Genomic DNA, 25,891 nt, shown 5'->3' with positions numbered 1-25,891 from the left:
TCTCAGCGTGCGCGGACCACGGACCGGCCGCTGCCGGTGCGCTCCGGCACCGGGGTCGCGGCGGGAGCCGAGAAGGTCGGGTCGATCGTCAGGAGGGACGCGCCGAGGGGAGCGGCCAGCGCCCGGAGCGCGGAGGCGGAGAGCCGGATCCAGGGGGCGTGCGGCCCGAGCGTCGTGGCCAGCAGCTCCGTGCGGGTGAATCCGACAGCGGTCCGGTGGCCCAGCGGGGTGCGGAACATCCGGAGCGTCACCTCCCGGGTCCCCGGCCGGACGGGCACGTACAGGAGCCCGGCGGGGACCCGTTCCACGGGTTCGGGGTCCGCGTGTCCGGGGGCCGCCGGCCCGGGTTCCTCGGGTTCGGGGTCCTCGGCGTACTGGATCAGGCACATGGGGTCCTCCTGGAGGGGCCGCGATCTGCGTTCGACGACCGGCCTTCGACGACCGGCCTTCGACGACCGGTCTTCGGTTCGATCGCTCGGTTCGTTCGGTCGGTTCGTTCGGTCGGTGACGCCGAAGCTATCCCCGCCACCACACCCCGCGCCCCGCCCCCTGACGGGACCTTGACGGTCATGGGCCCGGTCCATACGTATCGCTGACGGCCGCCCCGGATCGGTAGGCTGGAGCCGCCGGGCGCCTGCGACGGGGAGGTACGGATGGGCAGCACCGCGACCGGACCCGGCCCCCTGCCTGATCCGGGGCTGTACGGGCCGTCGTCCGTCACCTGGCAGTGCCACGGCGACCCGATGATGTGGATCGCCGGGCTCCGGGCGCTCTACCTCCAGGCCCTCCACCCGCGAGCCGTCCGCGGGGTCATGGAGAATTCGGCCGCTTTCGACCGGCAGGACGGCGGCCCCGACGCCTGGGGACGGCTGCTGCGCACCGCCGACTTCGTCGGCACCCTCACCTACGGCACCACCGAGGCCGCCGAACGCGCGGGCCTGCGCGTCCGGACGATCCACCGCAAACTGTCCGCCACCGATCCGGACACCGGCGAACGCTTCCCCGTCGACGACCCCGCGCTGCTGCTGTGGATCCACTGCGCGCAGATCGACAGCTTCCTGCACGTCCTGCGCCGCTCCGGCGTCCCCCTCACCCCCGCCCAGGCCGACCGCTACGTCGACGAGAACCGAGTCAACGCCCGCCTAGTCGGACTCGACCCTGCCGGGGTCCCCGCCGGCACCGCCGACCTCGCCGCCTACTTCGACCGGGTCCGCCCCGAGCTCGCCGCCGGCCCCGACGCCCTTGCCGTGGACGACTTCCTGCGCGGCCCGCCCGTCCACCCCCGCCTCGTCCGTGGCCGAAACCTGCTGTGGCCACCGATCGCGGGTCTGGCGTACGGTTCCCTCCCCGGCTGGGCGCACCAGCTGTACGGGCGGCCCGCACCGGCACCACGCAGCGTCACCCGGCGCCTGCGTCTCACCGGGCGCGCACTGCGCACCATTCCCGCAGGTCTACGCTGGCAGCTGCCTCCAGGTCACATCTTGAAAGCGATGCGTCGCATGGGCCCCGGGAGCCGCCCCTCGCCGTACACACTGCGTACATCAGCGGCCATACTGGATCGGCCGGGGAGGGCGTAGCACGACAACGGGGGCGGCTTTAAGACATGGCGGAGTCCAGACTGATCCAGGGCCGTTACCGGTCGCTCGATCTGATCGGGCGCGGCGGCATGGGCGAGGTATGGCGCGCCCGCGACGAATCGCTGGGCCGGCAGGTCGCCGTGAAGTGCCTCAAGCCGATCGGCGCCGAGCAGGACGCCCACTTCACCCAGGTGCTCCGCGAGCGGTTCCGGCGCGAGGCGCGCGTGGCCGCGTCGCTCCAGCACCGCGGGGTGACCGTCGTCCACGACTTCGGCGACGACAGCGCCGCGGGCGGTCCCCTCTACCTCGTCATGGAACTCCTCGAGGGCCGCAACCTCAGCCAGCTCCTGGAGGACAACGACGCACGCCCGCTCCCCGTGGACGTGGTCGTCGACATCGCCGAGCAGATGGCCGCCGCCCTCGGCTACACCCATGACCAGGGCGTCGTACACCGTGACCTGAAACCCGCCAACATCATGCGGCTCACCGACGGCACGGTGAAGATCTGCGACTTCGGCATCGCCCGCCTCGCCCACGACATCGGCTTCACCGCCAAGCTCACCGGCGGCGGCATGGCCATGGGCACCCCGCACTACATGTCGCCCGAACAGATCGCGGGCGGCGAGGTCGACCACCGCAGCGACCTCTACTCCTTCGGCTGCGTCCTGTACGAGATCGCCACCGGCGCCCCGCCCTTCGACCTCGGCGACTCCTGGTCGGTGCTGGTAGGCCACCGCGACAACGCGCCCGTACCGCTGCGCGAGCACCGCCCCGAGCTGCCCGGCTACTTCGACGAGGTGGTCCTGGACCTGCTCGCCAAGCGCCCCGAGGACCGCCCGGGCGACGCCCGCCACGTGCACCGCCGGCTCGTCGAGGCACGGCTGGGACCGGGCGGGCTGCCCGGCGCCCAGGCCCCGCTCCCGGCCTGGGCCCGCGGTATGACCGCCGGCCGCAAGGCCGGCATCGACGCACGGCCCGCGAGCGGTGCATGGGCCGTGCTCACCGGCTCCTGGACGGCCGCGCGCCCCGGCGTCCGGCAGCCGGGGCCGCGCCCGGACGGCGAGCACCGCGCGGCCCGCCCCGGCGCCACCATCGTCCGCCCCGAGCCCGCCGAGGACCCGCGGCTCACCGCTGCCTACGGATTCCCGCGCCCCGCCGGACCGCGGGACAACGGCGCCGACGCGCTCGACGCCGGCCACGCCCGTGCCTACGCCCTCAGCCGGGCGGGCCGGCCCGAGGAGGCGCTCGCCGGGTACGCGGCCGTGGCCGAGGGACGCACCCGGGTACTCGGCGCGGACCATGCCGACACCCTCGCGGCGCGCCAGGAGACGGCGTACGAACTGGGCCGGCTCGGCCGCCACCAGGAGGCGCACGACGTCTACCGCGCCGTGCTCGTCGCCCGCGAGCGGACCACGGGCCCGCTCCACCCCGACACCCTGCGCTGCCGGCACAACCTGGCCTGCGCGCTGGGTGCGCTGGGCCGCTTCGCGGACGCCCACGCCACCGCCGCCGAGGTCGCCGCCGACCGGGCGGTCGTGCTCGGCGCCGAGCACGCCGACACCCTGCTGACCCGCTACGAGGCGGCGTACGCGCTCGGCCGCCTGGAGCGCTGGCAGGAGGCCCTGGCCGCGTTCCGCGAGATCGCCGCCGTACGGGACCGGGTGCTCGGCCGCGACCACCCCGACACCCTGGCCGCCCGCTACGAGGTCGGCATCGCCCTCGGCCGCACCGGGCACGTCGCCCGGGCCCTCGACCTGTTCCGGGGCCTGGTCCGCGACCGCACCCGCGCCTACGGGGTCACCGACCCCGAGACCCTGCGCGCCCGGCACGTCCTCGGGGTCAACCTGGGCCGCCTGGAGCGCTGGGAGGAAGCGGTGGCCGAGGCCCGCCAGGTGGGCGCGCTGCGCGCCGAGGTGCTCGGCGCCGAGCATCCGGACACCCTGGTCAGCCGCCGCGAACTCGCCGGAGGACTGGGACGCCTGGGCCGATGGGACGAGGCGCTGCCCATCTACCGGGACCTCTCCGGCATCCGCGAGCGGGCCCTCGGCGACGACCATCCCGACACGGCCCTGGCCCACGCCGACGAGGCGCACTGTCTGGAGCGACTCGGCCAGGTGTGCTACCAAGAGCCATGACGACCTTCGGGCGGGACGTGTACGACGACGTGATCGTGGGCGGTGGGCACAACGGCCTGGTGGCCGCCGCATACCTGGCTCGGGCCGGCCGCTCGGTGCTGGTCCTGGAGCGGCTCGGCAACACGGGCGGGGCGGCGATCTCCAGCCGCCCGTTCGTCGGGGTCGACGCCAGACTCTCCCGCTACTCCTACCTCGTCTCCCTGCTCCCGGCGAAGATCGTGCGCGATCTGGACCTGCGGTTCGAGGTACGCCGGCGCACGGTCTCCTCGTACACGCCCACCGAGCGCGGCGGGCGCCCCGGCGGGCTCCTCGTCGGGGGCGGCGAGCAGCGCACCCGGGAGTCCTTCGCGAAGCTGACCGGCTCCGAGCGGGAGTACGAGAGCTGGCGCGCCTTCTACGGGACCACCGGGCGCGTCGCCGAGAAGGTGTTCCCGACCCTGACCGAGCCCCTGCCCACGCGGGCCGGGCTGCGGGCCCGGATCGACGACGAGGCCGCGTGGCGGATGCTCTTCGAGGAGCCGCTCGGGCAGGCGGTCGAACGGAACTTCGCCGACGACCTGGTCCGCGGGGTCGTCCTCACGGACGGGCTGATCGGCACCTTCGCGGACGCGCACGACCCGTCCCTCGCGCAGAACCGCTGCTTCCTCTACCACGTCATCGGAGGCGGCACCGGGGACTGGGACGTGCCGGTCGGCGGCATGGGCGCCCTCACCGACGCCCTCGCCGCGGCCGCGACCAAGGCCGGGGCGCACATCGCCACCGGCCACGAGGTGCTTCGGATCGACACGGACGGGGTCGCCCCGGCCGAGGTGGTGTTCCGCACGGCGACGGGGGAGGGCCGGGTCGTCGGCCGTACGGTGCTGGTCAACGCCTCGCCGCGGGCCCTGGCCGAACTCCTCGGCGAGAGCCCGGCGCAGGGCGCGGCCGCGGCCCCCGAAGGCGCGCAGCTCAAGGTCAACATGCTGCTGCGCCGGCTGCCCAGGCTCCGGGACACTTCCGTGGACCCGCGCGAGGCCTTCGGCGGCACCTTCCACATCGCCGAGGGCTACGAAGAGCTCGCCCGGGCGTACGCGGAGGCCGCCTCGGGCGAACTGCCCTCCGTACCGCCCTCGGAGATCTACTGCCACTCGCTGACCGACCCGACGATCCTCGGCCCGGAACTCGTCGAGCAGGGCTACCAGACGCTCACCCTCTTCGGCCTGCACGCCCCGGCCCGGCTGTTCGGACACGACAACCAGCAGGCCCGTGAGGTGCTGCTGACCGCCACCCTCGCCCAGCTCGACGCGCACCTGGCCGAACCGCTCACCGACTGCCTCGCCTTCGACGCGGACGGCCGCCCGTGCATCGAGGCGAAGACCCCGCAGGACCTGGAGCGCGAACTGCGGCTGCCCGGCGGCCACATCTTCCACCGCGACCTGTCCTGGCCGTACGCGGACGAGGGCGGCGGGCGGTGGGGTGTGGAGACGGCCCACCGCAACGTCCTGCTGTGCGGCGCGGGCGCGGTCCGCGGCGGCGGCGTCAGCGGGGTCCCCGGCCACAACGCGGCGATGGCGGTGCTGGGGCACTGAGGGGGGTGTCTTGTCGACGACCATACCCTCGGACGCTCCCGCGTCGGACGGACCACCAGGATCCACCTCGCAGCCGACGTCGCTGCAGGCCGCCGGCGTTCGTCCTCACGCCCGGCCGGCCCGGCGGCCCCGCCGGGCAGGCTGCCCACCAATCCCACACGAATCCGGGTCGGGCGTGCCGCAGGATCGTCGTCATGCCGACACCGCATCCAGGCCGCACAAGCCCAGTGAAGATCCACAGGAAACGGCCTAGCAGCCCGTGATCTCGTCGGCGCAGCCCTGCACGTTTGCTGGGCCGATGGTCTTGAGCTCCCAGACGATCAGGCCCATGGCGTCGCTCGGTGCCGCTGCGACTGTCACCGTGACGGGTGGGCCCGCGGGGAAGTTGAGACGCACGGGGTGTTTGCCTGCGGTGCCTGCGCAGGTGACCTCGACCTGCTTCTTCGACGCTTCCCGGGTGAGGGCGACTGTCACTCTTGGAACGTCCGCGCTGTCGCAGACGACATCGAGACGGTAGGACGTGTCGCCGCTCGTCTCCAGTCTCTCGTTCATGCCCGAGCCGACGTGGGGAGCACCGAACCGTACGCGCCGCGCCGAGGCATCGTCGCCCTTCAGCGCTGCTTGCGCCCTCTGCAAGGCGTCGTCCGGCTCCCATACCGCCTCGTAGGCCCGATCTTCCTGGCCGGTGCATCCGGCCAGAACAATGGCGGCGGCCAAGAGCATGAGGAGCTTCGGTATGCGCACGGCAGTGTCCTTGGTTCGTGCGGTGGGGTTCGGTCCATGTGACGCCCCACCGCTGTGGTGTTCCGGTCCGCATACCTTCGCCCAGGGGCCGTCCGGACGGACAGCCCCTGGGCGCGCCGCGGCACGCCTCGCGCGGGCTGTCCGAAATCAGCCGGTCATGTGGGGTCCCGCGCCTAGGGTGTTACTCATGCGTAACGCGAGTGATGTGAGTGACATCGGTGGCGCGGAGCGCCCCGGCGGGCGGTCACGGCGAGGGGTCCTGAAGGCCGCCGTCGCCGGAGCCGGAGCGGTCGCGGCGGTGGGCGCGGGGGCCTCCGCCGCGGAGGCGGACACGCGGAGGCGGGGCGCACCCGTCTTCGTCCTCGTCCACGGCTCCGGAAGCAACTCCTACGGCTGGAGCCCGGTCCTGCGGGAGCTGGGTCTGCGCGGCCACCGGGCGATCGCGGTGGACCTGCCCGGCCACGGGCCCGGCGCATACTTCCCGGTCTCCTACCAGGCCCCGCAGGACCTGGAGCGCCTCGCCACGGAGCCGTCGCCCATCGGTGCGGTGACACTGGCCGACTTCACGGCCCACGTGGTCGACGCCGTGCGCGCCGCGCACCGCAACGGGCCGGTCGTCCTGGTCGGCCAGAGCCTGGGCGGGGTCACACTGAACGCGGTCGCCAACCAAGTGCCCGAGCTGATCTCCCACTTGGTGTACGCATCCGCGTTCTGCCCGACCCGCCACCGCTCGGTGGTGGAGCTGATGACGACCCCCGAGGCCGCCTCCAGCGCCCTGTTCCGGATCCCCGGCTTCAAGACCCCGCCGGAGCTGGGCGTGAACCGGGTCAACTGGCGCTCCGGTGACCCCGTCTTCTTCGCGGTGATCAAGGACGCGCTGGCGGCCGACTGGTCCGACGCGCAGGTGCGGACCCTGCTGAACATCCTCGAACCGGACGAATCCGCGGCGATCGGGGCCGCCGACGCCCGCGGGCTGCCCGACCGGTGGGGGCGCGTGCCGCGCACGTACCTGCGGTTCGGCGAGGACCGGGCCATCCCGCCCGCACTCCAGGACCTGATGATCCGAGAGGCGGACGAGGCGACCCCGCGCAACCGCTTCCACGTACGGTCGCTGGCCGCTCCGCACGTCGGCCCGCAGGACCCGGCCGTGTGGGCGGACGAGCTCGAGCGCGTGGCACGCACCTGCGGCTGAGGTGATGCCGCCGAGGTGACGGGTCCGCCGCCGTGCCTACGCGGCGGGCTCGATCACCACGATCGGGATCTCCCGGTCCGTCTTGGCCTGGTACTCGTCGTAGGCGGGCCACTGCTTCACCATCACCGGCCAGTACGCGGCGCGCTCCTCGGCGTTCGCCGTGCGCGCCGTGCCCTGCAGGATCTGTGCCCCGACCTGGATGCGGACCTCGGGGTGCGCGCTCAGGTTGCGGAACCACAGGGGGTGCTCGTCGGCGCCGCCCTTGGAGGCGACGAGCAGGTAGCGGCCGTCGGCCTCGCCGTAGATGAGCGGCGTGCGCACGGGGTTGCCGGAGACTCGGCCGACGGTGGTGAGCAGGAGGGTCTGGGTGCCTCTCCAGTACTGGCCCTCGGTGCCGCCGGAGCCCACGTACTGCTTGACGTGCTCCAGCTGCCAGCTCCCGGCCCGCGGGTCGGTCGGGTGGTCCCAGTCGATTCCGGTGGTCATGGGGTGTCGCCTGCCTTCGGATAGAACGGTCAACGAACCTCACCAACGAGTGCCAACGCCCGTGGGTGCGCCGCCCATTCCGGCCGGAAGGGTGAACCCGTCGAAGATGTCGTCCAGCGCCCGGTGTGCGGCCCGGGCCGGGGTGGCGCGGACGGCGAGGTCGCGCAGGGCCACGGCCAGGGGGTGGGTGAGGGCCGCGACCCGGCCCGCGCGCCGGGCCCGGACGCGGATGGCGTCGGTGCGGGCGCAGCGGGCGCCGCTGTAGGCGGCCAGGGCCGCCGGAACACCGCCGGTTCCGGTCCCGTCCAGCAGGTGGGCGAGGACCACCGCGTCCTCGACGGCCTGGCACCCGCCCTGCCCCAGGTTGGGGGTCATGGCGTGGGCGGCGTCGCCGAGCCAGGCCAGGCGGCCGTGGTGGAAGCGGGGGAGCGGGGCGGCCAGGTCGTAGAGGTCGTGCTGGAGCACGGCCTCCGGGTCGATCCGCTCCAGCAGGGCGGGGATGGGGTCGTGCCAGCTGCCGAAGCGGCGCAGGAGTTCGGCGCGGACGTCGGCGGGGCGGTGGCCCTCGGGGGCGACGGCGGTGGCGTAGACGTAGATCCGGCCGTCGGCGAGGGGGACCACACCGAAGCGCTCGCCGCGGCCCCAGGTCTCGGCGGTCCACGTTTCGGCGCGGCCCGCGGCGGTCGGCAGGACGGTGCGCCACGCGGTCTCCCCGCTGTGGTGCAGGCCCGGGTGGTCCGGGAAGTACTGGCGGCGCAGCGGGCTGTGGATGCCGTCGGCCGCAAGGACGACGTCGGCGCCGCCCAGGTCGCCCGCGCCGGTACGGACCACCGGGGAGCCGTCGGCGTCGTCCACCGAGGTGACGGCGACGCCGTAGCGGATCGATCCGGCCGGGAGGGCGGCGGCCAGGGCCTCGGCGAGGGCCGATCGGTGCAGGGCCAGCGGCGGACCGCCGTAGCGGGCGGCCAGCGCCGCGGTGTCGGCGCGGCTGAGCCAGCGGCCGTCCGGGCGGCGCAGTCCCATCGCGGCGGGGACGGTGCGGTCGGCCCCACCGGTGATGTCGAAGCCGATGGTGGCGAAGGCGCGCAGGGCGTTGGGGGCGAGCACGATCCCCGCGCCGACGGCGGAGGGCCCGGCCGCCCGCTCGCACACGGTGACCCGCCAGCCCCGACGGTGCAGGGCCACGGCCGCGGTGAGGCCGCCGATCCCCGCGCCTGCCACGACCGCGTGACGCTGAACTGCCGGCATGTCGGGTCCTCCTTTTCCTCTTCGGTCTGCGCGTGTGCTTCACATGCATCAGGTCCTCTACAGCTGTAGAGGACGATGGCGTCACTCTACAGCTGTAGAGTGGGTGGATGTCCACCACCGCGGATCGCAGAACGCTGATCGCCGACACCGCGATCGGCCTCGTGGCCGCCGCCGGTCTCCGGGGCCTGACCCACCGGGCGGTCGACGGCGCGGCCCACCTGCCGGCCGGGAGCACCTCGTACTACTTCCGTACGAGGACGGCCCTGATCGGGGCCTGCTACCAGCGGCTGGCCGAGCTGGACCTGGGTGACGTCGGTGATCTCGGCGGTGGCCTCGGGGGCGTTCCCGGGAACGGGAAGGATCCCGGGAGCGATTTCGCCGGTCACCCGGCCGGGGAGCCCGCCGGTCATCCCGCCGGTGTTCTCGGCGGCCGTCCCGGCGGTGGTCCCGGAGCGCAGGCGCAGCCCCCGGCGGCGGGCCGGGAGGCGGCCGCGGCCGCGCTGGCCGGGCTGCTGCACCGCTGGCTGACCGTGGGGCGCGAGCGCCAGCTGGCCCGCTTCGAGCTCAGCCTCGAAGCAGCCCGCAACCCCGAACTCGAACCGGACTTCCACCGGGCGGGACAGGGGGCCCGGGCCCGGGCCTCGGGCATCCTCGCCGCGCTCGGGGCCGAGCGGCCCGAGGAGGCCGCCGAACTGCTGGTCGCCTGGACGGACGGGCTCCTCTACGACCGGCTGGCCGGTGCCCTCGCCCGCTCCCGCCCGGTCCCGGACCTCGCCGAGCTGACCTCCATCACCCGGCGGATGCTCGACGCGGTCCTCGCCGAGGCCTGACCCCCGACGGGGGCGGCCGCTGCGGCTGCCGCTGAGGCGGGGAGCCCCCCGGGGTGGTTGACCGTTCATCCATATGTGGGACTGCGCGTGCCCACCCTCATACGCCCAGGCAGGCCTTCCCCCCCCGGCCTGCCCGGGCCCGCCCCGACCGGCCTCCCCCCGGCCGGTCGGGGCCCAAACCCATGCAGGGACACCACATCCGCTCCGCCAGGACGGCCGGGGCGCGGAAACCGGGCCCCGCTTCCCCCGGACGGGCGTAGGACCGGCGGCGTCCGGAAGGCCGCGCCACTCGGGCGGGACACCGGCCCGCCACCTGCCGCTCGGGACGACGGCCGGGGCGGGGACCGGCGCCCGCCGCGCACGGAGCGGGACGGGACGGGAGGCCGGCGCAGCGGGTCGGCGCTACGTTCCGGAGACATGAACCGCATACCTGGTGATCGGCACTCCGGCCCCACCCGACGCGCCCTGCTCACCGCCGGGGCAGGTGCGGCCCTCGCGGCGGGTTGCGCGCGCGGCGGCGCCCCCGGCGCTCAGGCGGCGGCGACCAGCGGTACCGCCACACCGGCGGCCACGCCCACCGCCACGCCCACCGCGGCCGCCGGCGGTCTCACGCCGGGCGTGATGACCCTGTTCAAGGATCCGGGGTACAACTTCAACGGACTCCTCGCGCTCGGCGCCTCGGGCGCCGGAGCGGCCGAGGTCGGCGAGGTGCTCACGGCCGTGAACGCGATCAACGGCTCCGGTCTGAGCGCCCAGTCGTACGTGAAGACCTTCCGCGCCCTCGGCGACCAGCTGCTCAAGGCGCCCCCGGGTGCGCCGGCCGACAGCCAGAGCAAGCGGTTCCGGGCGCTGCGCGCCGCCCAGTACTACGGCCAGGCACTCTTCTTCGTCCTCGGTTCGGACGACCCCGCCAGCGAGGAGCAGCTCTACAAGGCGGGACGCGGGGCCTGGGACGCCTTCTGCGACCTGTGCGAACCCGCCCCGGTGAAGGCGAACGTGCCCTACGGGAGCACGCCGCTGCCGGTGTGGTTCTTCCGCCCCGACACGAGCGGTACCCCCCGCCCGACAGTGATCCTGACCAACGGGAGCGACGGCCAGAACGTGGACATGTGGACCTACGGGGTCCCCGCCGCGCTGGACCGGGGCTGGAACGCGCTCGTCTACGACGGGCCGGGCCAGGGGCAGTTGCTCTTCGTGGATCAGGTGGTGTTCACGCCGACCTGGGAGAAGGTGGTCACGCCCCTCGTCGACTGGCTGTCGGCCCGCCCCGACGTGGACTCCGGCAGGATCGCGCTGACGGGTCTGAGCATGGCGGGCGACCTCGCCCCGAGGGCAGCGGCTTTCGAGACCCGGATCGCCGCTCTGGTCGCCATGCCCGGCTGCGTGGAGCCGTGGCTGGGCTTCCCGCCCGAGATCCGGGAGATCCTCACCCCCGACAAGCAGGAGACGAACGACATCTGGAACAAGGAAGTCGTCCCCGAACTGCCTCCGGACGCGGCCGACGTGATGAAGAAGCGCTTCGAGCCCTTCTCCGTACCGGCCATGCTCGAAGCGCGCCGGGGCAAGCTCTTCACCGACTTCTACACCCCCGCCACCCGGATCCAGGCGCTGTCCATCACCGATGTCGTCGGCCGGATCAAGGCCCCCACCCTGGTGCTGGACTACGAGGGCGAGCAGTTCTACCCCGGCCAGCCGCGCCGCATGTACGACGCCCTCACCTCGCCCAAGGACTACCTGAAACTGACGGCGGCCCAGGGTGCGCAGCTGCACTGTTCCCCGATGGCCCCGCAGCTGCACTGCGAAGTCGTCTTCGACTGGCTCCAGAAGACGCTCCCGGACCGCTGACCGGCGGTCACCGCCGACGGACGGACCCGGCAGCGCCGCGGTCCCGACAGGCCGCAAAACCTCTGGCCGGGGGAGTACCGGCGCCGCATGATGGGGACGTCGCCGCCACCCGGGCGGCGACGATGCCGATCCTTCGGAGCGGAGCGCAGCGCTGCCATGGCGACCATCGCGGTGACCGGCCACGTGAACCTTACGAGTGCGGGCATTCAGCCGGTCGCGGAGGCGCTGCTCGCGGTGCTCGCACGCTACCCGGCCGCGGAGCTCACCGGTATGTCCTGCCTGGCCCCCGGCGCCGACACGGTCTTCGGGGACGCCGTTCTCGCCCTGGGCGGGCGGCTGGTGGCGGTTCTCCCTTCGGCCGACTACCGGGCGCGCCTGCGGGAGGGCCCGGACGCCGTGGCCTTCGACCGCCTCCTGCGGGCCGCAGCCGAGGTCGAGGTCATGCCGTACCGAAGGGCCGGTACGGACGCCTACGCCGCCGCCAACCGGCTTCTGCTCGGCCGGGCCGAGCTCCTGGTCGCGGTGTGGGACCAAGGGCCCGGCGGCAGGCGGGGCGGGACGCGCGACGCGGTGGCCGCGGCCCGTGCGCGGGGGATACCGGTGGAGATCGTCTGGCCGGCGGGCGCCGCCCGGCAGGAGCCGGCGCCGCCCGCCGCCCGCGGCAAGCGGCGCGGGGGGCCGCGCTCGATCGACGGGACAGGACACCCCGGGACCCCACTGGGCACGCCTAGGATCCGATCATGATCGCTGAACTGCAATGCGTGGTCCTGGACTGCCCCGAGCCGCAGCCGCTCGCCGAGTTCTACCGGTCCCTGCTGGGCGGGACCGTCAACCGGCCGGACCCGCGCTGGTCGCTCGACGAGAAGTGGGCGACGCTCCACACCGCCTCGGGTCTGGTCCTCGCCTTCCAGCAGGCACCCGGCCACGTGCCCCCGCGCTGGCCCGATCCCGCCCGGCCGCAGCAGTTCCACCTGGACCTCGGTGTCCCGGACCTGGACCGGGCGCAGGAGGAGGTGCTGGCGGCCGGCGGGACGCTGCTCGACGGCTCTGACGGGCGCGGCTGGCGGGTTTACGCGGACCCGGCGGGACACCCCTTCTGCCTGGTCCGGCACTGAGCCGCAGGGGCGGGCACAGGGGCGGTCAGTCCGCCGACCGGGTCCAGCCGATCGCCTCGATGCGGTCGGCGTCGGCGGGGCGGTCCTCCGCGAAGAGCAGGCGGCCCGGTTCCGCCACGCGTACGACGTCCACGTAGACCCCGCGCCCGACGTAGCGGCCGGTCGCGGTGTGGCGCAGCCGCAGCCGCACCTCACGGCCCGCCCGGGCGGCCGTGAGCGGCGCTTCGAGGCGGTGCCAGATGCGGCCCGACCAGCCGCTCACGGAACCCCGCGGCCACTGCTCGGGGGCGCCGCCCGTGGAGCGCAGCGTGCTGAAGGGCAGCGGCTCCCAGTGCTCCCCGTCGGCCGAGGCCTCCAGGTGCAGGGCGCCCTCGCCCGGCACGGTGTCCCACCACACGGCGCAGCGCAGCCGGGCGGCGTCCGTGGCCGGGCGAAGCGGCGGCAGGGTGAGGGTTCCCGAGGCGCCCGGCCGGACGCCGGAGAACCAGGCCGCGCCGCCGTGCCGGGTGCGGACCGGGACGGCGCGAGCGAAGCGGTTGCCGACGGCGACGCGCGGCGCACTTCCGGCCCGCCAGGTGCGAACGGGGTGCACGGAGTTGCCGAGCAGGATCAGGAACGAGTCGGTGGAGGGGTCGAGGACGAGGGACGTGCCGGTGAAGCCGGTGTGTCCGGCGGAGTGCGGGGTGGCCATGGCGCCCATGTACCAGTGCTGGTAGAGCTCGAAGCCGAGGCCGTGGTCGTCTCCGGGGAAGGCCGTGTTGTAGTCGGTGAAGAGCAGCTCGACGGAGCCGGGGCGCAGGATGCGCTTGCCCGCGTAGACCCCGCCGTCGAGGAGGGTGCGGGCGAGGACGGCCAGGTCCCAGGCGGTGCCGAAGATTCCGGCATGGCCCGCGACGCCGCCGAGCGCGTACGCGTTCTCGTCGTGGACCTCGCCCCACACCAGCCCGCGGTCCAGGCCGGACCAGGGAGGGCGCTGCACCTCGGTGGCGGCGGTGACCCGGCGCCACGAGAGCGGTGGGTTGTAACGAGTGCGGTGCATCCCGAGCGGAGCAGTGATCTCGTCGCGGAGCAGGACGTCCAGAGTGCGACCGGTGATCTGCTCCAACAGCAGCTGCAGTGCGATGAGGTTGAGATCGGAGTACCGGTAGACGCTCCCGGGAGTCTCCTGCGGCCTCACCGACCACAGCAGCCTCAGCCGCCCCTCCCGGGTGGACTCCTGGTAGAAGGGTGCCCACGAGCGCAACCCGGACGTGTGCGTGAGGAGCTGACGGACCGTGATGATCTCCTTGCCGCCCCCGGTGAACTGCGGCAGGTACCGGCGCACCGGAGCCTCCAGCTCCAGGCGCCCGCGCTCCATCTGCTGCACGGCCAGGATGGAGGTGAAGAGCTTGGTCAGCGAGGCCAGGTCGAAGACGGTGTCCTCTGCCATGGCGATCCGCTCGGCCGCCGGGAACTCCCGTACCCGGTCGCTCCGCCCGTCGTAGTCCGCGTACCGCACGGCGTCGCCCATGGCGCGGTGCAGGGCAATGGTGCGGCCGCGGCCGGCGAGGACCACCGCGCCGGCGTAGTAGGGGTGTTCGGGGGAGGGGCCCAGGAAGCGCCGGGCCTCGTCCGCGACCCCCTCCAGGTGCTTCTCCAGCAGCCCGGCCTGGCGCGCGGACCCGTACCGCAGCCGCAGCCCCTGGAGTGCGCGCCGCTCGGCCGGGCCGCCCGCGGCGCCTGCGGCTCCCGGGAGCGCCGCGTGCAGGACGAGGACCCCGCCGAGCGCGAGCAGCCGAGCCCCGAGCCGCCGCCGGGTCAGCCCCCGCCCCGTTCCGGCCCCGTCCGTCCGCTCCCGCACGGGCCCCGATCCGGCTGTGCCTTCGTGCTCGCGCGCGCGTCCTGATCCGGCTGTGCCGTCGTGTTCCCGGGGGCGGCCTGGTTCGGCCGTGCCTTCGCGGTCCTGGGCCCAGTCCTGTCGGCGCGCGACCTCGAACGCGCCCCCGCCGTCGAGGGAATGCCCGAGCGGCTGTTCCCGGCTGGTACCGCCCGTCCGTTCCGTGCCGACCTCCGCCACCGCTTCGGCCCCCGTGTCCGCTGCCATGTCCGGCCCTCCTCGTCCGCAACCCCGTCGCCCGCACCCACGCCCGCACCACTGTCTGCATCCGTCGTCCGTACCGGGCACCCGCAACCCGCAACCGCATCCCGCATCCCGCGTCCGCGGGCCGCCGGCCATCCGCACCCGGCGCCCGCCGTCCGTATCCCGCCGCCCGCAATCCGCAATCCGCGGTGCCGCCCGCCGCTCGCGGAGCACGCGCCGGGGCCGGGCCCGGGGCCCGTTGTCCGCCGAGCAGCGCCGCAGGCGATCCGCACGGTAGTGGGTATCTGCCCGCCCATCGGGCACCCTCCGCACCGACCGGCCCGTAAAGAATCTGACACTGCATCAGAAAATCTCTTCCCTCGGCCGCCGGGCTGCGGCATCCTGCCGCCCATGGAGACGGAGCTGAGCAAGAAACTGGGAGTCGAGCACGCCATCTTCGGCTTCACGCCCTTCCCGGCGGTCGCCGCTGCCATCACCCGCGCGGGCGGTTTCGGTGTGCTCGGCGCGGTCCGCTACACGGCCCCCGACGACCTGAAGCGCGACCTCGACTGGATGCAGGCGCACACCGACGGCAAGCCCTACGGCCTCGACGTCGTCATGCCCGCCAGGAAGGCCGTCGACGGCATCAGCGAAGCCGACATCGAGGCGATGATCCCGGCCGGCCACCGCGACTTCGTCCGCGACACCCTCGCCAAGCACCACGTGCCCGAGCTCGCCGAGGGCGAGGCCTCCGGCTGGCGGATCACCGGCTGGATGGAGCAGGTCGCGCGCAATCAGCTCGACGTCGCCTTCGACTACCCCATCAAACTCCTGGCGAACGCGCTCGGTTCCCCGCCCGCCGACGTCATCGCGCGCGCCCACGACCACGGCGTCCTCGTCGCCGCCCTCGCCGGCAGCGCCAAACACGCCCGTCGCCACGCCGAGGCGGGCATCGACATCGTCGTCGCCCAGGGCTACGAGGCCGGCGGCCACACCGGCGACATCGCCACCATGGTGCTGGTCCCCGAGATCGTCGAGGCCGTCGCGCCGCTCCCGGTCCTCGCCGCCGGCGGCATCGGCAGCGGCGAGCAGATCGCCGCCGGACTCGCCCTCGGTGCCCAAGGCGCCTGGCTCGGTTCCCTCTGGCTCACCACCACCGAGGCCGACCTCCACTCGCGCGCCCTCACCGCGAAACTGCTCGCCGCCGGCTCCGGCGACACCGTCCGCTCCCGGGCGCTCACCGGCAAGCCCGCGCGCCAGCTGCGCACCGAGTGGACCGACGCCTGGGACGACCCGGAGGGCCCGGGCGCCCTCCCCATGCCGCTCCAGGGTCTGCTGGTCGCCGAGGCCGTGTCCCGGATCCAGAAGTACGAGATCCAGCCGCTGCTCGGCACCCCCGTCGGGCAGATCGTCGGCCGGATGACCGAAGAGCGCAGCGTCCAGGCCGTCTTCGACGACCTCACCAGCGGGTTCGAGAAGGCGATCGACCGCATCAACCGCATCGCCGGCCGAGTCCGAGAGGCGTGACAGACATGACCGCCACGACGTCCACGACCCCCGCCGCCGACCAGCAGCCGCCCAACGGTTTCTGGGCCCAGGCAGCCGCCGACCCCGGGCGCACCGTGCTGGTGACCCCCGAGGGCGAGGAATGGAGCGCCGGCCGGCTGCACGCCGACGTCAACCGCCTCGTCCACGGCCTGCGCGCAGCCGGCCTCGAGAAGGGCGACGTCTTCGCCGTCGTCCTCCCCAACGGCGTCGAGTTCCTCACCGCCTACCTGGCCGCCTCCCAGGCCGGCTTCTACCTCGTTCCCGTCAACCACCACCTCGTCGGCCCCGAGATCGCCTGGATCGTCTCGGACTCCGGAGCCAAGGTCCTCATCGCCCACGAGCGCTTCGCCGACGCCGCCACCGCCGCGGCCGACGAGGCCGGCCTGCCCGCGAGCCACCGCTACGCCGTCGGAGCGGTCGCGGGCTTCAGGCCGTACGCGGAGCTCCTCGACGGGCAGCCCTCGGGCGCGCCCGAGGGCCGCACCCTGGGCTGGGTCATGAACTACACCTCCGGCACCACCGGCCGGCCCCGCGGCATCCGCCGCCCGCTGCCCGGCAAGCTCCCGGAGGAGACGTACCTGGGCGGCTTCCTCGGCATCTTCGGCATCCGGCCCTTCGAGGGCAACGTCCACCTGGTCTGCTCGCCGCTCTACCACACCGCCGTGCTCCAGTTCGCGGGCGCCGCCCTGCACATCGGGCACCCGCTGGTCCTGATGGACAAGTGGACCCCGCAGGAGATGCTGCGGCTCATCGACGGTCACGCCTGCACGCACACCCACATGGTGCCGACCCAGTTCCACCGGCTCCTCGCCCTCCCGCAGGAAACGAAGGACGCCTACGACGTCTCCTCGATGCGGCACGCCATCCACGGCGCCGCGCCCTGCCCGGACCACGTCAAGCGGGCCATGATCGACTGGTGGGGCCGCTGCGTCGAGGAGTACTACGCGGCGAGCGAGGGCGGCGGCGCCTTCGCGACCGCCGAGGACTGGCTGAAGAAGCCGGGAACCGTCGGCAGGGCCTGGCCGATCAGCGAGCTCGCCGTCTTCGACGACGACGGCAACCGGCTGCCCGCCGGGGAACTGGGCACCGTCTACCTGAAGATGAACACCGGCGGCTTCAGCTACCACAAGGACGAGGGCAAGACGAGGAAGAACCGGATCGGCGACTTCTTCACCGTCGGCGACCTGGGGCTGATGGACGAGGAGGGCTACCTCTTCCTCCGCGACCGCAAGATCGACATGATCATCTCGGGCGGGGTCAACATCTACCCGGCCGAGATCGAGTCCGCCCTGCTCACCCACCCGGCCGTCGCGGACGCCGCCGCCTTCGGCATCCCGCACGCAGACTGGGGCGAGGAGGTCAAGGCGGTCATCGAACCGGCCGAGGGCTTCGTCGCGGGCGACGCCCTGGCCGCGGAGATCCTGCACCACTGCGAACGGCAGCTCGCCGGGTACAAGCGCCCCAAGACGGTCGACTTCATCGAGACGATGCCGCGCGACCCCAACGGCAAGCTCTACAAGCGGCGACTGCGCGACCCCTACTGGGAGGGCCACGACCGACCGCTGTGATGCCGGCCGTACGGGCCCGGGTGCGCGGGCTCGGACTCGGTGCGCGGGCCGCGGCGGCGCCGAGCGGGCCGGTCGGGCCGTACGAGGGCGGCGCCGGAAACCGGCAGGTTCCGGCGCGCCCCGCCCGCCACACCGGGCGATGTCGTGAGAAAAGCCACGTCAAGGGCCCGGAGGCGCGCCTTGCGCCGCACAGACGGGATACTTCTGGCAACTTGGCTGATATGAGTACGACTGCGCGCAGATCTCTCCTGACCGACTGGACCGTGGTGGTCCCCGTGGTGGCGCTGGTCGCGCTCGTCCTCAGCTGGGGCCGGGACCTACCCGGCTTCGCGGTGGGGATCGTCGCGCTCTGTCTCGCCGGCGCGGTGCTGGCCGCCGTCCACCACGCCGAGGTCGTCGCCCACCGGGTCGGTGAACCCTTCGGCTCCCTCGTCCTCGCCGTCGCGGTCACGGTGATCGAGGTGGCGCTCATCGTCACGCTGATGGTCGACGGCGGCGACAAGACCGCCTCGCTGGCACGGGACACGGTCTTCGCCGCCGTCATGATCACCTGCAACGGCATCGTCGGCATCTCCCTGCTCGTCGGCGCCCTGCGCAACCGGATCGCCGTGTTCAACCCCGAGGGGTCCGGTGCGGCCCTCGCGACCGTCGCGACCCTGGCCACCCTCAGCCTGGTCCTGCCGACCTTCACCACCAGCAAGCCGGGCCCGGAGTTCTCCACCGCGCAGCTCACGTTCGCCGCCGTCGCCTCGCTCGCGCTGTACGGGCTCTTCGTCGCCGTCCAGACGGTCCGTCACCGCAGCTACTTCCTGCCCGTGGACACCGGACAGGGGCGTGGCGAGGGCGAGGAGCACGCGGACCCGCCCACCGCCCGCGCCGCCCTCATCAGCCTCGGCCTGCTGCTGGTCGCGCTCGTCGCCGTGGTCGGCGACGCCAAGGCCGTCTCCCCGACCATCGAGCGGGCCGTCGCGGCCGCAGGCCTGCCCCAGGCCGTCGTCGGTGTGATCATCGCCCTGCTCGTCCTGCTGCCCGAGACCCTCGCCGCCGTCCGCGCCGCCCGCCGCGACCGCATGCAGACCAGCCTCAACCTCGCCTACGGCTCCGCCATCGCCAGTATCGGCCTGACCATCCCCGCCATCGCCCTGGCCTCGATCTGGCTCTCCGGCCCGCTCCTGCTGGGCCTCGGCCCGATCCACATGGTGCTGCTCGCCCTCACCGTCGTGGTCAGCGCCCTCACCATCGTCCCGGGGAGGGCCACGCTGCTCCAGGGCGGCGTGCACATCGTGCTGCTCGCCGCGTACCTCTTCCTTGCCGTCAGCCCGTGAGGGCCGGAGCGGGGAAGAGGCACGCAGCGCAGCGGTCACGGAGCCAAGAGATCCAAGAGATCAGCGCCGTTCGCGCACCGGCACCACCTTCAGCTTCGGCGAGGTGAGGATGTCCCGCTCGCAGAAGCGTGCCGTGACCCAGCGCTCCTCGGAGTACATCCGGGTCTGGTCCGCGTAGTACGGCGAGAGCGGGTTCGAGGACTGGCTGTACGTCAGCAGGGTGCGGGCCACGGGACAGCGGCCGCCGTCCCAGCCGACCGCCTGGATGTGGCTGGACCCGCTCGAGACCTCCGGGTAGCCGCCGGCCGCCGCGTTCCAGGGCGCCTCGACCTTGTTCCAGACGCCGAGCGCCTCCGTACCGCCGCCCACCGGCAGCTTGCGCCCGCCCCGGAGCACGAACTGGTGCTCACCCAGCGGTGCGTCCAGCGCGATCCCGGCCGCCCTCAGCTCCGCCACCGCGTCCGCGAGCGCCCGCCCGATGCCGGGCGCCGCCTGGTTGAGCGTACGGGGAGTGCGTACGGGATCGGCCGCCGAGAACGGCACCAGCCACAGGTCCTTGGCGGGCGTCGAAGCCGTCACCTTGCGCCAGAACCGGTCGAAGAGCAGCGCGCCGCGGCTGGCGCTGTCGGTCGTACGGTCCCAGCTCGCCAGCACCCCGCAGGCCGCCGAGACGTCCACCGCACTTCCGTCGCTCGCCGTCGCCGTCCCGCCGGGCAGCGCGGCGCACGCCTTCGCCGCGTCCGCGGCCGCCAGATCACCGGCCGGGGCGCGGTCGGCGAACTGCTGCCTCTGCAGGTCGGCAACCGTCAGGCGGCCCTTCGCGGCCATCGCGGACACGTCCTCGACCGCGCCGCGCGTGCGCAGGGAGCGGGGGGTGGCCACGGTGCCCCAGATCCGCTCGTAGCCGGTCAGCGGCCGGTCGGCATTGGCCAGCCAGGCGCTGTCGTTGGAGTTCTCGGCGTACGGGGCGTTCAGGAGCGTCGGCGCCTTGCCGGGGCCGAAGACGCCCGGCTGCACCGCGTCCGGGTCCGAGCCGATCGCGCAGTCGGCGCGGGATCCGTCGAGCACCGCCAGTCCCGAGGCCGGGTAGGTGGCCCGGCCCAGAGGGGTGGAGCAGCGGGCGGCCAGCTCGTCGGTGATCCGGGGGAGCACCTGCGTCTGGGTGAAGAGGGTGCCGCCCGCGGAGTCGGCGGCCACGGTGTTGACCCAGGGCAGGCCCTGGGTGCGCTTCAGCGCGTCCTGGACACCGGCCACCGAACGGGCCCTGCCCATCGCGAGGGCGGTGTCGGAGCCGCGCAGGTTGGCCTCGTTCGGATCGTTCAGCGCGTACGCCGTCTGCGCGGTCCACGGCAGCGGCAGGCCCGGTCCGAGGCCGGAGAGCACCGGTCCGAAGCGCGTCCACCACTGGGTGCGGGTGACCGGATCGCCGCCCGCCACCGGGACGGTGACGGTCCGCCGGGTCATCCGCTCCGGCTTTCCGTCGACCAGGTAGGCGGTCGGGTCGGCCGGGTCCAGGGTGAGCTGGTGCAGGTTCACCGGGGTACCGGTGGCCACCGTGTGGCTCCAGGCCACCTTCTCGTTGAAGCCGACGTTGACCACGGCGGTGCCGAGCAGGGAGGCGCCCGAGACGTTCAGCTCGCCCGGGATGGTCTGCTGGAACTGCCAGAAGCGGCGCCCGCCGTGCCACGGGTAGTGCGGGTTCCCGAGCAGCAGGCCGCGTCCGTTCGCGGTGGTGGAGCCGGCGAAGGCCACCGCGTTGGAGCCCATGTCGTACCGGCTGGTGTCGAAGAACTCCCTCGCCGCCTCGGCGGCGGCCGCCGGATCGGACCCGGGGCCGGCCACGTCGCCCGGCCTGCCCGCCGCGCCCGCCCTGCTCGTGTCGCCCGCCGTGCCCGTGTCGCCCGCCGTGCCGGGCCCGGGGGGCTGCGCCGCCGTGATGCCGTCGATGCCGCGGCCCTGGCCGCCGAGGACCGAGACTGCGAAGCCGCGGGCGGCCACGTCGGCCGTGGTGACCGGGCGGACCCAGCCGGCGCCCTTGCACGCCGGGTCGGTGACCTTGTTCTGGGCGAGCCAGGCGTTGTAACCGGCGGCCCAGCCGCGCATCAGCTCCTTGAGGTCCTTGGTGGGTCCGGCCGGGGCCGGCGTGGCCAGCAGCTTCTCCACCGTGCCGGACTCCCGGACCCCCTTGAAGTACAGGTCGCTGGAGAGGTTTTTCGTCGCCGAGGAGAGCGAGAAATCGGGTGCGGCGTCGGGGCCGAACCAGCGGGAACGCTCCCCGGAGAGGGTCACGAACCCGTCCGCGAGGACGCAGACCTGGTCGGCGGCCTGGGCCCAGCCGGTGCCGAAGCCGAGCTGCGCGTAATCGCGGGCGAGGATGTGCGGTATGCCGTTCTCGGTGTACCGGACGACGGCGGACAGGCCGCCGCGCCCGGCCGGTGTCCGGTCGTCGGTCGCCGCCCCCGCCGCGGTCTGCGGCATCGCGGCCGTCGCGGCGAGCAGGGCGGCGCCGGTGAGGGCGACGCGGCGGAGTATCGGACGAGTTCTGAGATGCAACAGTCCTCCCAAGTAGCCTGTGGATGGGCGTGGTTACCCGATGGACAGGCGGTGCGTCCGTGCCCCCACACTCATTCAGGCGGTCCGATGATCTGTCAACATGCCGTTTGGTATCCGGTTATTGACCTTGGGTGCACCGGCGGACGAGGATCGCGCCATGACGGCAGCACGGGCAGTGCGGGCAGTGCGGGACAACACGGTCGACGGGCTGGTGCGGGACAGTGCGCGGCGGGTCCCGGACCGCCCGGCCGTCCGCTACGGAGGGCGGAGCTGGACGTACGCGGAACTCGACGAGGCGGTCACCACCGGCGCCGCCGTGCTGCGCGAGCGGTACGGGCTGGCCGCGGGGGACCGGGTCGCCACCTTCGCCCACAACTCGGACGCCTATCTCCTCGCCTTCCTCGCCTGCGCCCGGGCCGGGCTCACCCACGTCCCGGTCAACCAGAACCTCACCGGCGAGGACCTCGCCCACATCCTGGACAACTCGGAGAGCGCCCTGGTCCTCGCCGATCCGGACCTGGCCGGGCGGATTCCCGAGGGGTACCGGGTACGGGCCCTGCGCGACGCCCCCGGCTCCTTCCTGGCCGACCTGGCGGAGCCGCTGCCCTTCGACGCCGGCCGGGACCCGGGCACGCTGGCGCAGCTCCTCTACACCTCGGGGACCACCGCCCTGCCCAAGGGCGCGATGATGACGCACCGGGCGCTCGTCCACGAGTACGAGAGCGCGATCGAGGCGCTGGACCTGGCCGAGGACGACCGGCCCGTGCACTCGCTGCCGCTGTACCACTCGGCGCAGATGCACGTCTTCCTGCTGCCGTACCTGGCGGTGGGGGCGCGGAACACGATCGTGGACGCGCCGGTCGCGGAGCGGATCTTCGACCTCGTCGAGGCCGGGGAGGCGGACAGCCTCTTCGCACCGCCGACGGTGTGGATCGGCCTGGCCAATCACCCGGAGTTCGCGGCGCGCGAGCTCGGCCCGCTGCGGAAGGCTTACTACGGGGCCTCGATCATGCCGGTTCCGGTCCTGGAACGACTGCGCGAGCGGCTGCCGGGGCTCGGCTTCTACAACTGCTTCGGCCAGAGCGAGATCGGCCCGCTGGCCACGGTGCTCGGGCCGCGGGAGCACGAGGGACGGATGGACTCCTGCGGGCGGCCCGTGCGGCACGTCGAGGCGAAGATCGTCGACGAGGACGGCAAGGACGTGCCGGACGGGACGGCGGGCGAGGTGGTCTACCGCTCGCCGCAGCTGTGCCAGGGGTACTGGAACGACCCGGTGGCCACGGAGAAGGCCTTCCGGGACGGCTGGTTCCGCTCGGGCGACCTCGCGGTGCGCGATGCGCAGGGCTACTACACGGTCGTGGACCGGGTGAAGGACGTCATCAACTCGGGAGGGGTACTGGTCGCCTCACGGCAGGTGGAGGACGTGCTCTACACCCACCCGGGCGTGGCCGAGGCGGCGGTGATCGGCCTGCCCGACGAGCGCTGGATCGAGGCGGTCACGGCGCTGGTGGTACCGCGGGGGGAGGTGACCGAGGCGGAGCTGATGGCCTACGCGCGAGAGAAACTCGCCCATTTCAAGGCCCCGAAGCGGGTGCTCTTCGTGGACGCCCTGCCGCGCAACGCCAGCGGCAAGATCCTCAAGCGGGAACTCCGCGACCGCTTCGCGGAGCCCGGCAGCTGACCCCTCCGCCCCGCCTCCCCGCGTAGGGGAGGCCGGCCGGGCGTCTTGGTCAGGGGTGCCGGAGGTTCCGACCCCGGTCGGTGCCGTCACGCATGGTGGGTGGCGGGGTCCTCGGGAGGGAAGAGCCCGCTGCGCCGCAGCCGCCGCAGGGTGAGGTGCTCGTGCACCAGCCGGCCGACGAGCGCGCCGCCGTAGACGACGAAGCCCACGCCCACCAGCCAGGACTGCACGACGAGGAGGGTGCCGAAGGGGCCGTAGATGACGGCGTTGGACGCGATGAGCGGGGAGAAGACCAGCTGCGAGAAGATCCGCAGCCCCAGCAGCCCGAGGCTGGTCGCCACCGCCCCCGGTACCAGTGCGCGCCAGCGGACCCGGCCGCCGAGCAGCAGACGCTGCCCGCCGACGAAGAACAGGAAGGTTCCGACGAGGTCGCCCAGAGCGCCGAGGACCGAGCCGACGACGCTTTTCGACGGGGCCGGGATCCCCACGAGCAGCCCGAGGTAGCAGACCAGCAGAGCGAGCCAGACGACGTGCCGCCACATGGTGTGCCAGCGCATGGTCGGCAGGTCCCAGACCTTCTCGTAGCCGGTCTGCACCGCCGAGCCGAAGGTCAGGCCGAACACCGCGAGCGCGGCCAGACCGAACGCCGTGGTCCGCTCCAGCGCCAGGTCCGCCGCGCCGAACAGCATCTCGACCCGGACCCGCGAGGCCTCCGTCACCCCGAGAGCCTGGCCGAGCCAGCGGCCGAACCCCGATCCGCTTCCCGGTGCTGCGGCCGCCACGACCACGAGCAGCGGCACCAGGGTGAGGAAGCCGAGGGCGGCGAAGCCCATCGCCCGGTGCATCAGCTCCATCTCCCGGCCGCGGCTCCAGGCCAGCCCGATCTGGGAGCCCTGGAGCCGGTCGTAGAGCTGGCGGACGGTGGAGATCACACTTCATGCCCTACCCGCGCGCGTCCGCCCGCTCCCGGGAGCCGCCCCGAAATGGGCCCGAAGGGGTGGTTTCAGCCGCCCGGACCGGGGCTACCCGGCGCTGCGGAGGTCGACCAGCCTCTTGATCTTCCCCACCGAACGCTCCAAGGTCTCCGGATCGACCACCTCGACCCGGACGGAAACCCCGATCCCCTCCTTGACGGCCCGGACCACGGCGGCGGCCGCGTCCCGCCGCCGGTCGTCGTCCGTCTCCCGGCGCGCCTCCACCCGTACCGTCAGGGCGTCCATCCGGCCCTCGCGGGTCAGTCGCAGCTGGAAGTGGGGAGCCAGGCCCGGCGTCCGCAGCAGGATCTCCTCGATCTGGGTCGGATACATGTTCACCCCGCGCAGGATGATCATGTCGTCGCTGCGGCCCGTGATCTTCTCCATCCGGCGGAAGGCCGGCCGGGCCGTGCCGGGCAGCAGCCTGGTCAGGTCCCGGGTGCGGTAGCGGATGACCGGCATGGCCTCCTTGGTGAGGGAGGTGAACACCAGCTCGCCCGGCTCGCCCTCCGGCAGCACCGCACCGGTCAGCGGATCGACCACCTCGGGATAGAAGTGGTCCTCCCAGATGTGGAGGCCGTCCTTGGTCTCCGCGAACTCCTGCGCCACGCCCGGTCCTATGACCTCGGACAGGCCGTAGATGTCCACCGCGTCGATGCCGAGGCGCTCCTCGATCTCCCGGCGCATCTCCTCGGTCCACGGCTCGGCTCCGAAGATCCCCGTCTTCAGCGAGGTGGCGCGCGGGTCGATCCCCTGGCGCTCCATCTCGTCCAGCAGGGTCAGCATGTAGGAGGGGGTCACCATGATGACCTCCGGCCTGAAGTCCTCGATGAGGCGGACCTGCCGGTCCGTCATCCCGCCCGACGCGGGCACGACCGTACAGCCGAGGCGCTCGGCGCCGTAGTGCGCGCCCAGGCCGCCGGTGAACAGCCCGTACCCGTAGGCGATGTGGATGATCTGGCCGGGCCGTCCGCCCGCCGCGCGTATGGAGCGCGCGACGACATCCGCCCAGGTGGCGAGATCCCCGTCGGTGTACCCGACGACGGTCGGACGCCCGGTGGTGCCGCTGGAGGCGTGGATGCGGCGCACCTGCTCGCGCGGTACGGCGAACATCCCGAAGGGGTACTGGTCGCGCAGGTCGGCCTTGGTCGTCAGGGGGAACAGGGAGAGGTCGGCGAGGGACCGGCAGTCGTCGGGATGCACGCCCGCCTTGTCGAAGGCCTGCCGGTAGAACGGCACGTTCTCGTACGCCCGGTGCAGGGTGGCGCGCAGCCGGGTGAGCTGGAGGGCCGCCAGCTCGTCGCGGCCCAGCCGCTCGCCCTCGTCGTGGAGATCCGCGTACGCCGCCATGCCGTCACCTCACCATGAGAACCGACCGATCATTCGGTAGATTGCCAGAAATCCGCAGGTTAAATCAATGACTCGAACGAGTGATCGTCTGTT

Annotated in this window: 20 protein-coding genes; 12 read left to right on the top strand and 8 right to left on the bottom strand. The window is 73.4% G+C overall.

Translation table 11 applies throughout. The features are described from left to right. Positions 1-2 precede the first annotated feature (2 nt). Positions 3-389, bottom strand: a complete 387-nt coding sequence (locus tag OG753_RS07060) for an SAV_915 family protein (RefSeq protein ID WP_327260933.1) — start codon at positions 387-389, stop codon at positions 3-5. Positions 390-653: 264 nt separating this feature from the next. Here OG753_RS07060 and OG753_RS07055 point away from each other — a divergent pair, with 264 nt between their 5' ends. From OG753_RS07055 to OG753_RS07045, 3 genes are read left to right on the top strand one after another with little or no spacing between them, the layout of a single operon-like run. Next, positions 654-1,577, top strand: coding sequence for an oxygenase MpaB family protein (locus OG753_RS07055; RefSeq protein WP_327260932.1), 924 nt, complete (start codon positions 654-656; stop codon positions 1,575-1,577). 26 nt (positions 1,578-1,603) lie between these two features. Beyond that, on the top strand, positions 1,604-3,712 hold the full coding sequence (locus OG753_RS07050; protein WP_405787678.1) for a protein kinase domain-containing protein: 2,109 nt from the start codon (positions 1,604-1,606) through the stop codon (positions 3,710-3,712). Continuing rightward, entirely contained in the window at positions 3,709-5,280 is a 1,572-nt protein-coding gene (locus OG753_RS07045) for an NAD(P)/FAD-dependent oxidoreductase (RefSeq protein WP_327260930.1), read from the top strand. The genes OG753_RS07050 and OG753_RS07045 overlap by 4 nt, the downstream gene beginning before the upstream one ends. A gap of 249 nt (positions 5,281-5,529) precedes the next feature. On the opposite strand, the gene OG753_RS07040 is transcribed toward OG753_RS07045, so the two are convergent. Further along, positions 5,530-6,024 carry a hypothetical protein gene (locus tag OG753_RS07040; RefSeq protein WP_327260929.1) on the bottom strand — a complete coding sequence of 165 codons (495 nt, stop codon included), beginning with the start codon at positions 6,022-6,024 and terminating at the stop codon, positions 5,530-5,532. Between the two features lie 187 nt (positions 6,025-6,211). Between OG753_RS07040 and OG753_RS07035 the strand changes: the two genes are divergently transcribed. Next, positions 6,212-7,216: an alpha/beta fold hydrolase gene (locus OG753_RS07035; protein WP_405787676.1), complete on the top strand. Its 1,005-nt coding sequence runs from the start codon at positions 6,212-6,214 to the stop codon at positions 7,214-7,216. Between the two features lie 36 nt (positions 7,217-7,252). Here OG753_RS07035 and OG753_RS07030 read toward each other — a convergent pair whose 3' ends face one another. Both OG753_RS07030 and OG753_RS07025 read right to left on the bottom strand, forming a co-directional pair. Then, positions 7,253-7,702 carry a nitroreductase family deazaflavin-dependent oxidoreductase gene (locus tag OG753_RS07030; RefSeq protein WP_405787674.1) on the bottom strand — a complete coding sequence of 150 codons (450 nt, stop codon included), beginning with the start codon at positions 7,700-7,702 and terminating at the stop codon, positions 7,253-7,255. Between the two features lie 39 nt (positions 7,703-7,741). Beyond that, on the bottom strand, positions 7,742-8,950 hold the full coding sequence (locus tag OG753_RS07025) for an FAD-dependent monooxygenase (protein ID WP_327260926.1): 1,209 nt from the start codon (positions 8,948-8,950) through the stop codon (positions 7,742-7,744). Between the two features lie 107 nt (positions 8,951-9,057). Between OG753_RS07025 and OG753_RS07020 the strand changes: the two genes are divergently transcribed. The 4 genes from OG753_RS07020 to OG753_RS07005 all read left to right on the top strand — a co-directional run bounded on the left by OG753_RS07020 (position 9,058) and on the right by OG753_RS07005 (position 12,740). After that, positions 9,058-9,780, top strand: a complete 723-nt coding sequence (locus OG753_RS07020) for a TetR/AcrR family transcriptional regulator (protein WP_405787673.1) — start codon at positions 9,058-9,060, stop codon at positions 9,778-9,780. A 417-nt stretch (positions 9,781-10,197) separates the two neighbouring features. Continuing rightward, positions 10,198-11,625 carry an alpha/beta hydrolase family protein gene (locus tag OG753_RS07015; protein ID WP_405787671.1) on the top strand — a complete coding sequence of 476 codons (1,428 nt, stop codon included), beginning with the start codon at positions 10,198-10,200 and terminating at the stop codon, positions 11,623-11,625. Positions 11,626-11,781: 156 nt separating this feature from the next. Then, entirely contained in the window at positions 11,782-12,369 is a 588-nt protein-coding gene (locus tag OG753_RS07010; RefSeq protein WP_327260923.1) for a hypothetical protein, read from the top strand. Then, positions 12,366-12,740: a VOC family protein gene (locus OG753_RS07005; RefSeq protein ID WP_327260922.1), complete on the top strand. Its 375-nt coding sequence runs from the start codon at positions 12,366-12,368 to the stop codon at positions 12,738-12,740. The genes OG753_RS07010 and OG753_RS07005 overlap by 4 nt, the downstream gene beginning before the upstream one ends. A 25-nt stretch (positions 12,741-12,765) precedes the next feature. Here OG753_RS07005 and OG753_RS07000 read toward each other — a convergent pair whose 3' ends face one another. Beyond that, positions 12,766-14,823, bottom strand: a complete 2,058-nt coding sequence (locus OG753_RS07000; RefSeq protein WP_405787668.1) for a serine hydrolase — start codon at positions 14,821-14,823, stop codon at positions 12,766-12,768. A 387-nt stretch (positions 14,824-15,210) separates the two neighbouring features. Here OG753_RS07000 and OG753_RS06995 point away from each other — a divergent pair, with 387 nt between their 5' ends. From OG753_RS06995 to OG753_RS06985, 3 genes are all read left to right on the top strand, one after another. After that, positions 15,211-16,326 (top strand): NAD(P)H-dependent flavin oxidoreductase, encoded by a 1,116-nt coding sequence (locus tag OG753_RS06995; RefSeq protein ID WP_405787666.1) that lies wholly within the window; start codon positions 15,211-15,213, stop codon positions 16,324-16,326. A gap of 5 nt (positions 16,327-16,331) precedes the next feature. After that, positions 16,332-17,915, top strand: coding sequence for an acyl-CoA synthetase (locus OG753_RS06990; protein ID WP_405787664.1), 1,584 nt, complete (start codon positions 16,332-16,334; stop codon positions 17,913-17,915). A 221-nt stretch (positions 17,916-18,136) separates the two neighbouring features. Further along, positions 18,137-19,240, top strand: coding sequence for a calcium:proton antiporter (locus tag OG753_RS06985; RefSeq protein ID WP_405787662.1), 1,104 nt, complete (start codon positions 18,137-18,139; stop codon positions 19,238-19,240). A 60-nt stretch (positions 19,241-19,300) separates the two neighbouring features. On the opposite strand, the gene OG753_RS06980 is transcribed toward OG753_RS06985, so the two are convergent. Beyond that, a complete protein-coding gene (locus tag OG753_RS06980; protein ID WP_405787661.1) occupies positions 19,301-21,793 on the bottom strand; it encodes a penicillin acylase family protein in 2,493 nt (830 codons plus the stop codon). A gap of 157 nt (positions 21,794-21,950) precedes the next feature. On the opposite strand from OG753_RS06980, the gene OG753_RS06975 reads away from it, so the two are divergent. Further along, entirely contained in the window at positions 21,951-23,474 is a 1,524-nt protein-coding gene (locus OG753_RS06975) for a fatty acyl-CoA synthetase (protein ID WP_405787659.1), read from the top strand. A gap of 86 nt (positions 23,475-23,560) precedes the next feature. Here the strand turns inward: OG753_RS06975 and OG753_RS06970 are convergent, their stop codons facing one another. Together OG753_RS06970 and paaK are read right to left on the bottom strand one after the other, a co-directional pair. Further along, positions 23,561-24,406, bottom strand: coding sequence for a YhjD/YihY/BrkB family envelope integrity protein (locus OG753_RS06970; RefSeq protein WP_405787657.1), 846 nt, complete (start codon positions 24,404-24,406; stop codon positions 23,561-23,563). Between the two features lie 90 nt (positions 24,407-24,496). Then, positions 24,497-25,798 carry a phenylacetate--CoA ligase PaaK gene (gene paaK, locus OG753_RS06965; protein ID WP_405787655.1) on the bottom strand — a complete coding sequence of 434 codons (1,302 nt, stop codon included), beginning with the start codon at positions 25,796-25,798 and terminating at the stop codon, positions 24,497-24,499. Between the last annotated feature and the right edge of the window lie 93 nt (positions 25,799-25,891).

Source organism: Streptomyces sp. NBC_00029 (assembly GCF_045160505.1).
Taxonomy (GTDB): Bacteria; Actinomycetota; Actinomycetes; order Streptomycetales; family Streptomycetaceae; genus Streptomyces.
Note: the sequence above shows the minus strand (reverse complement) of the source record. Positions and strands in the feature narration are given on the sequence as shown.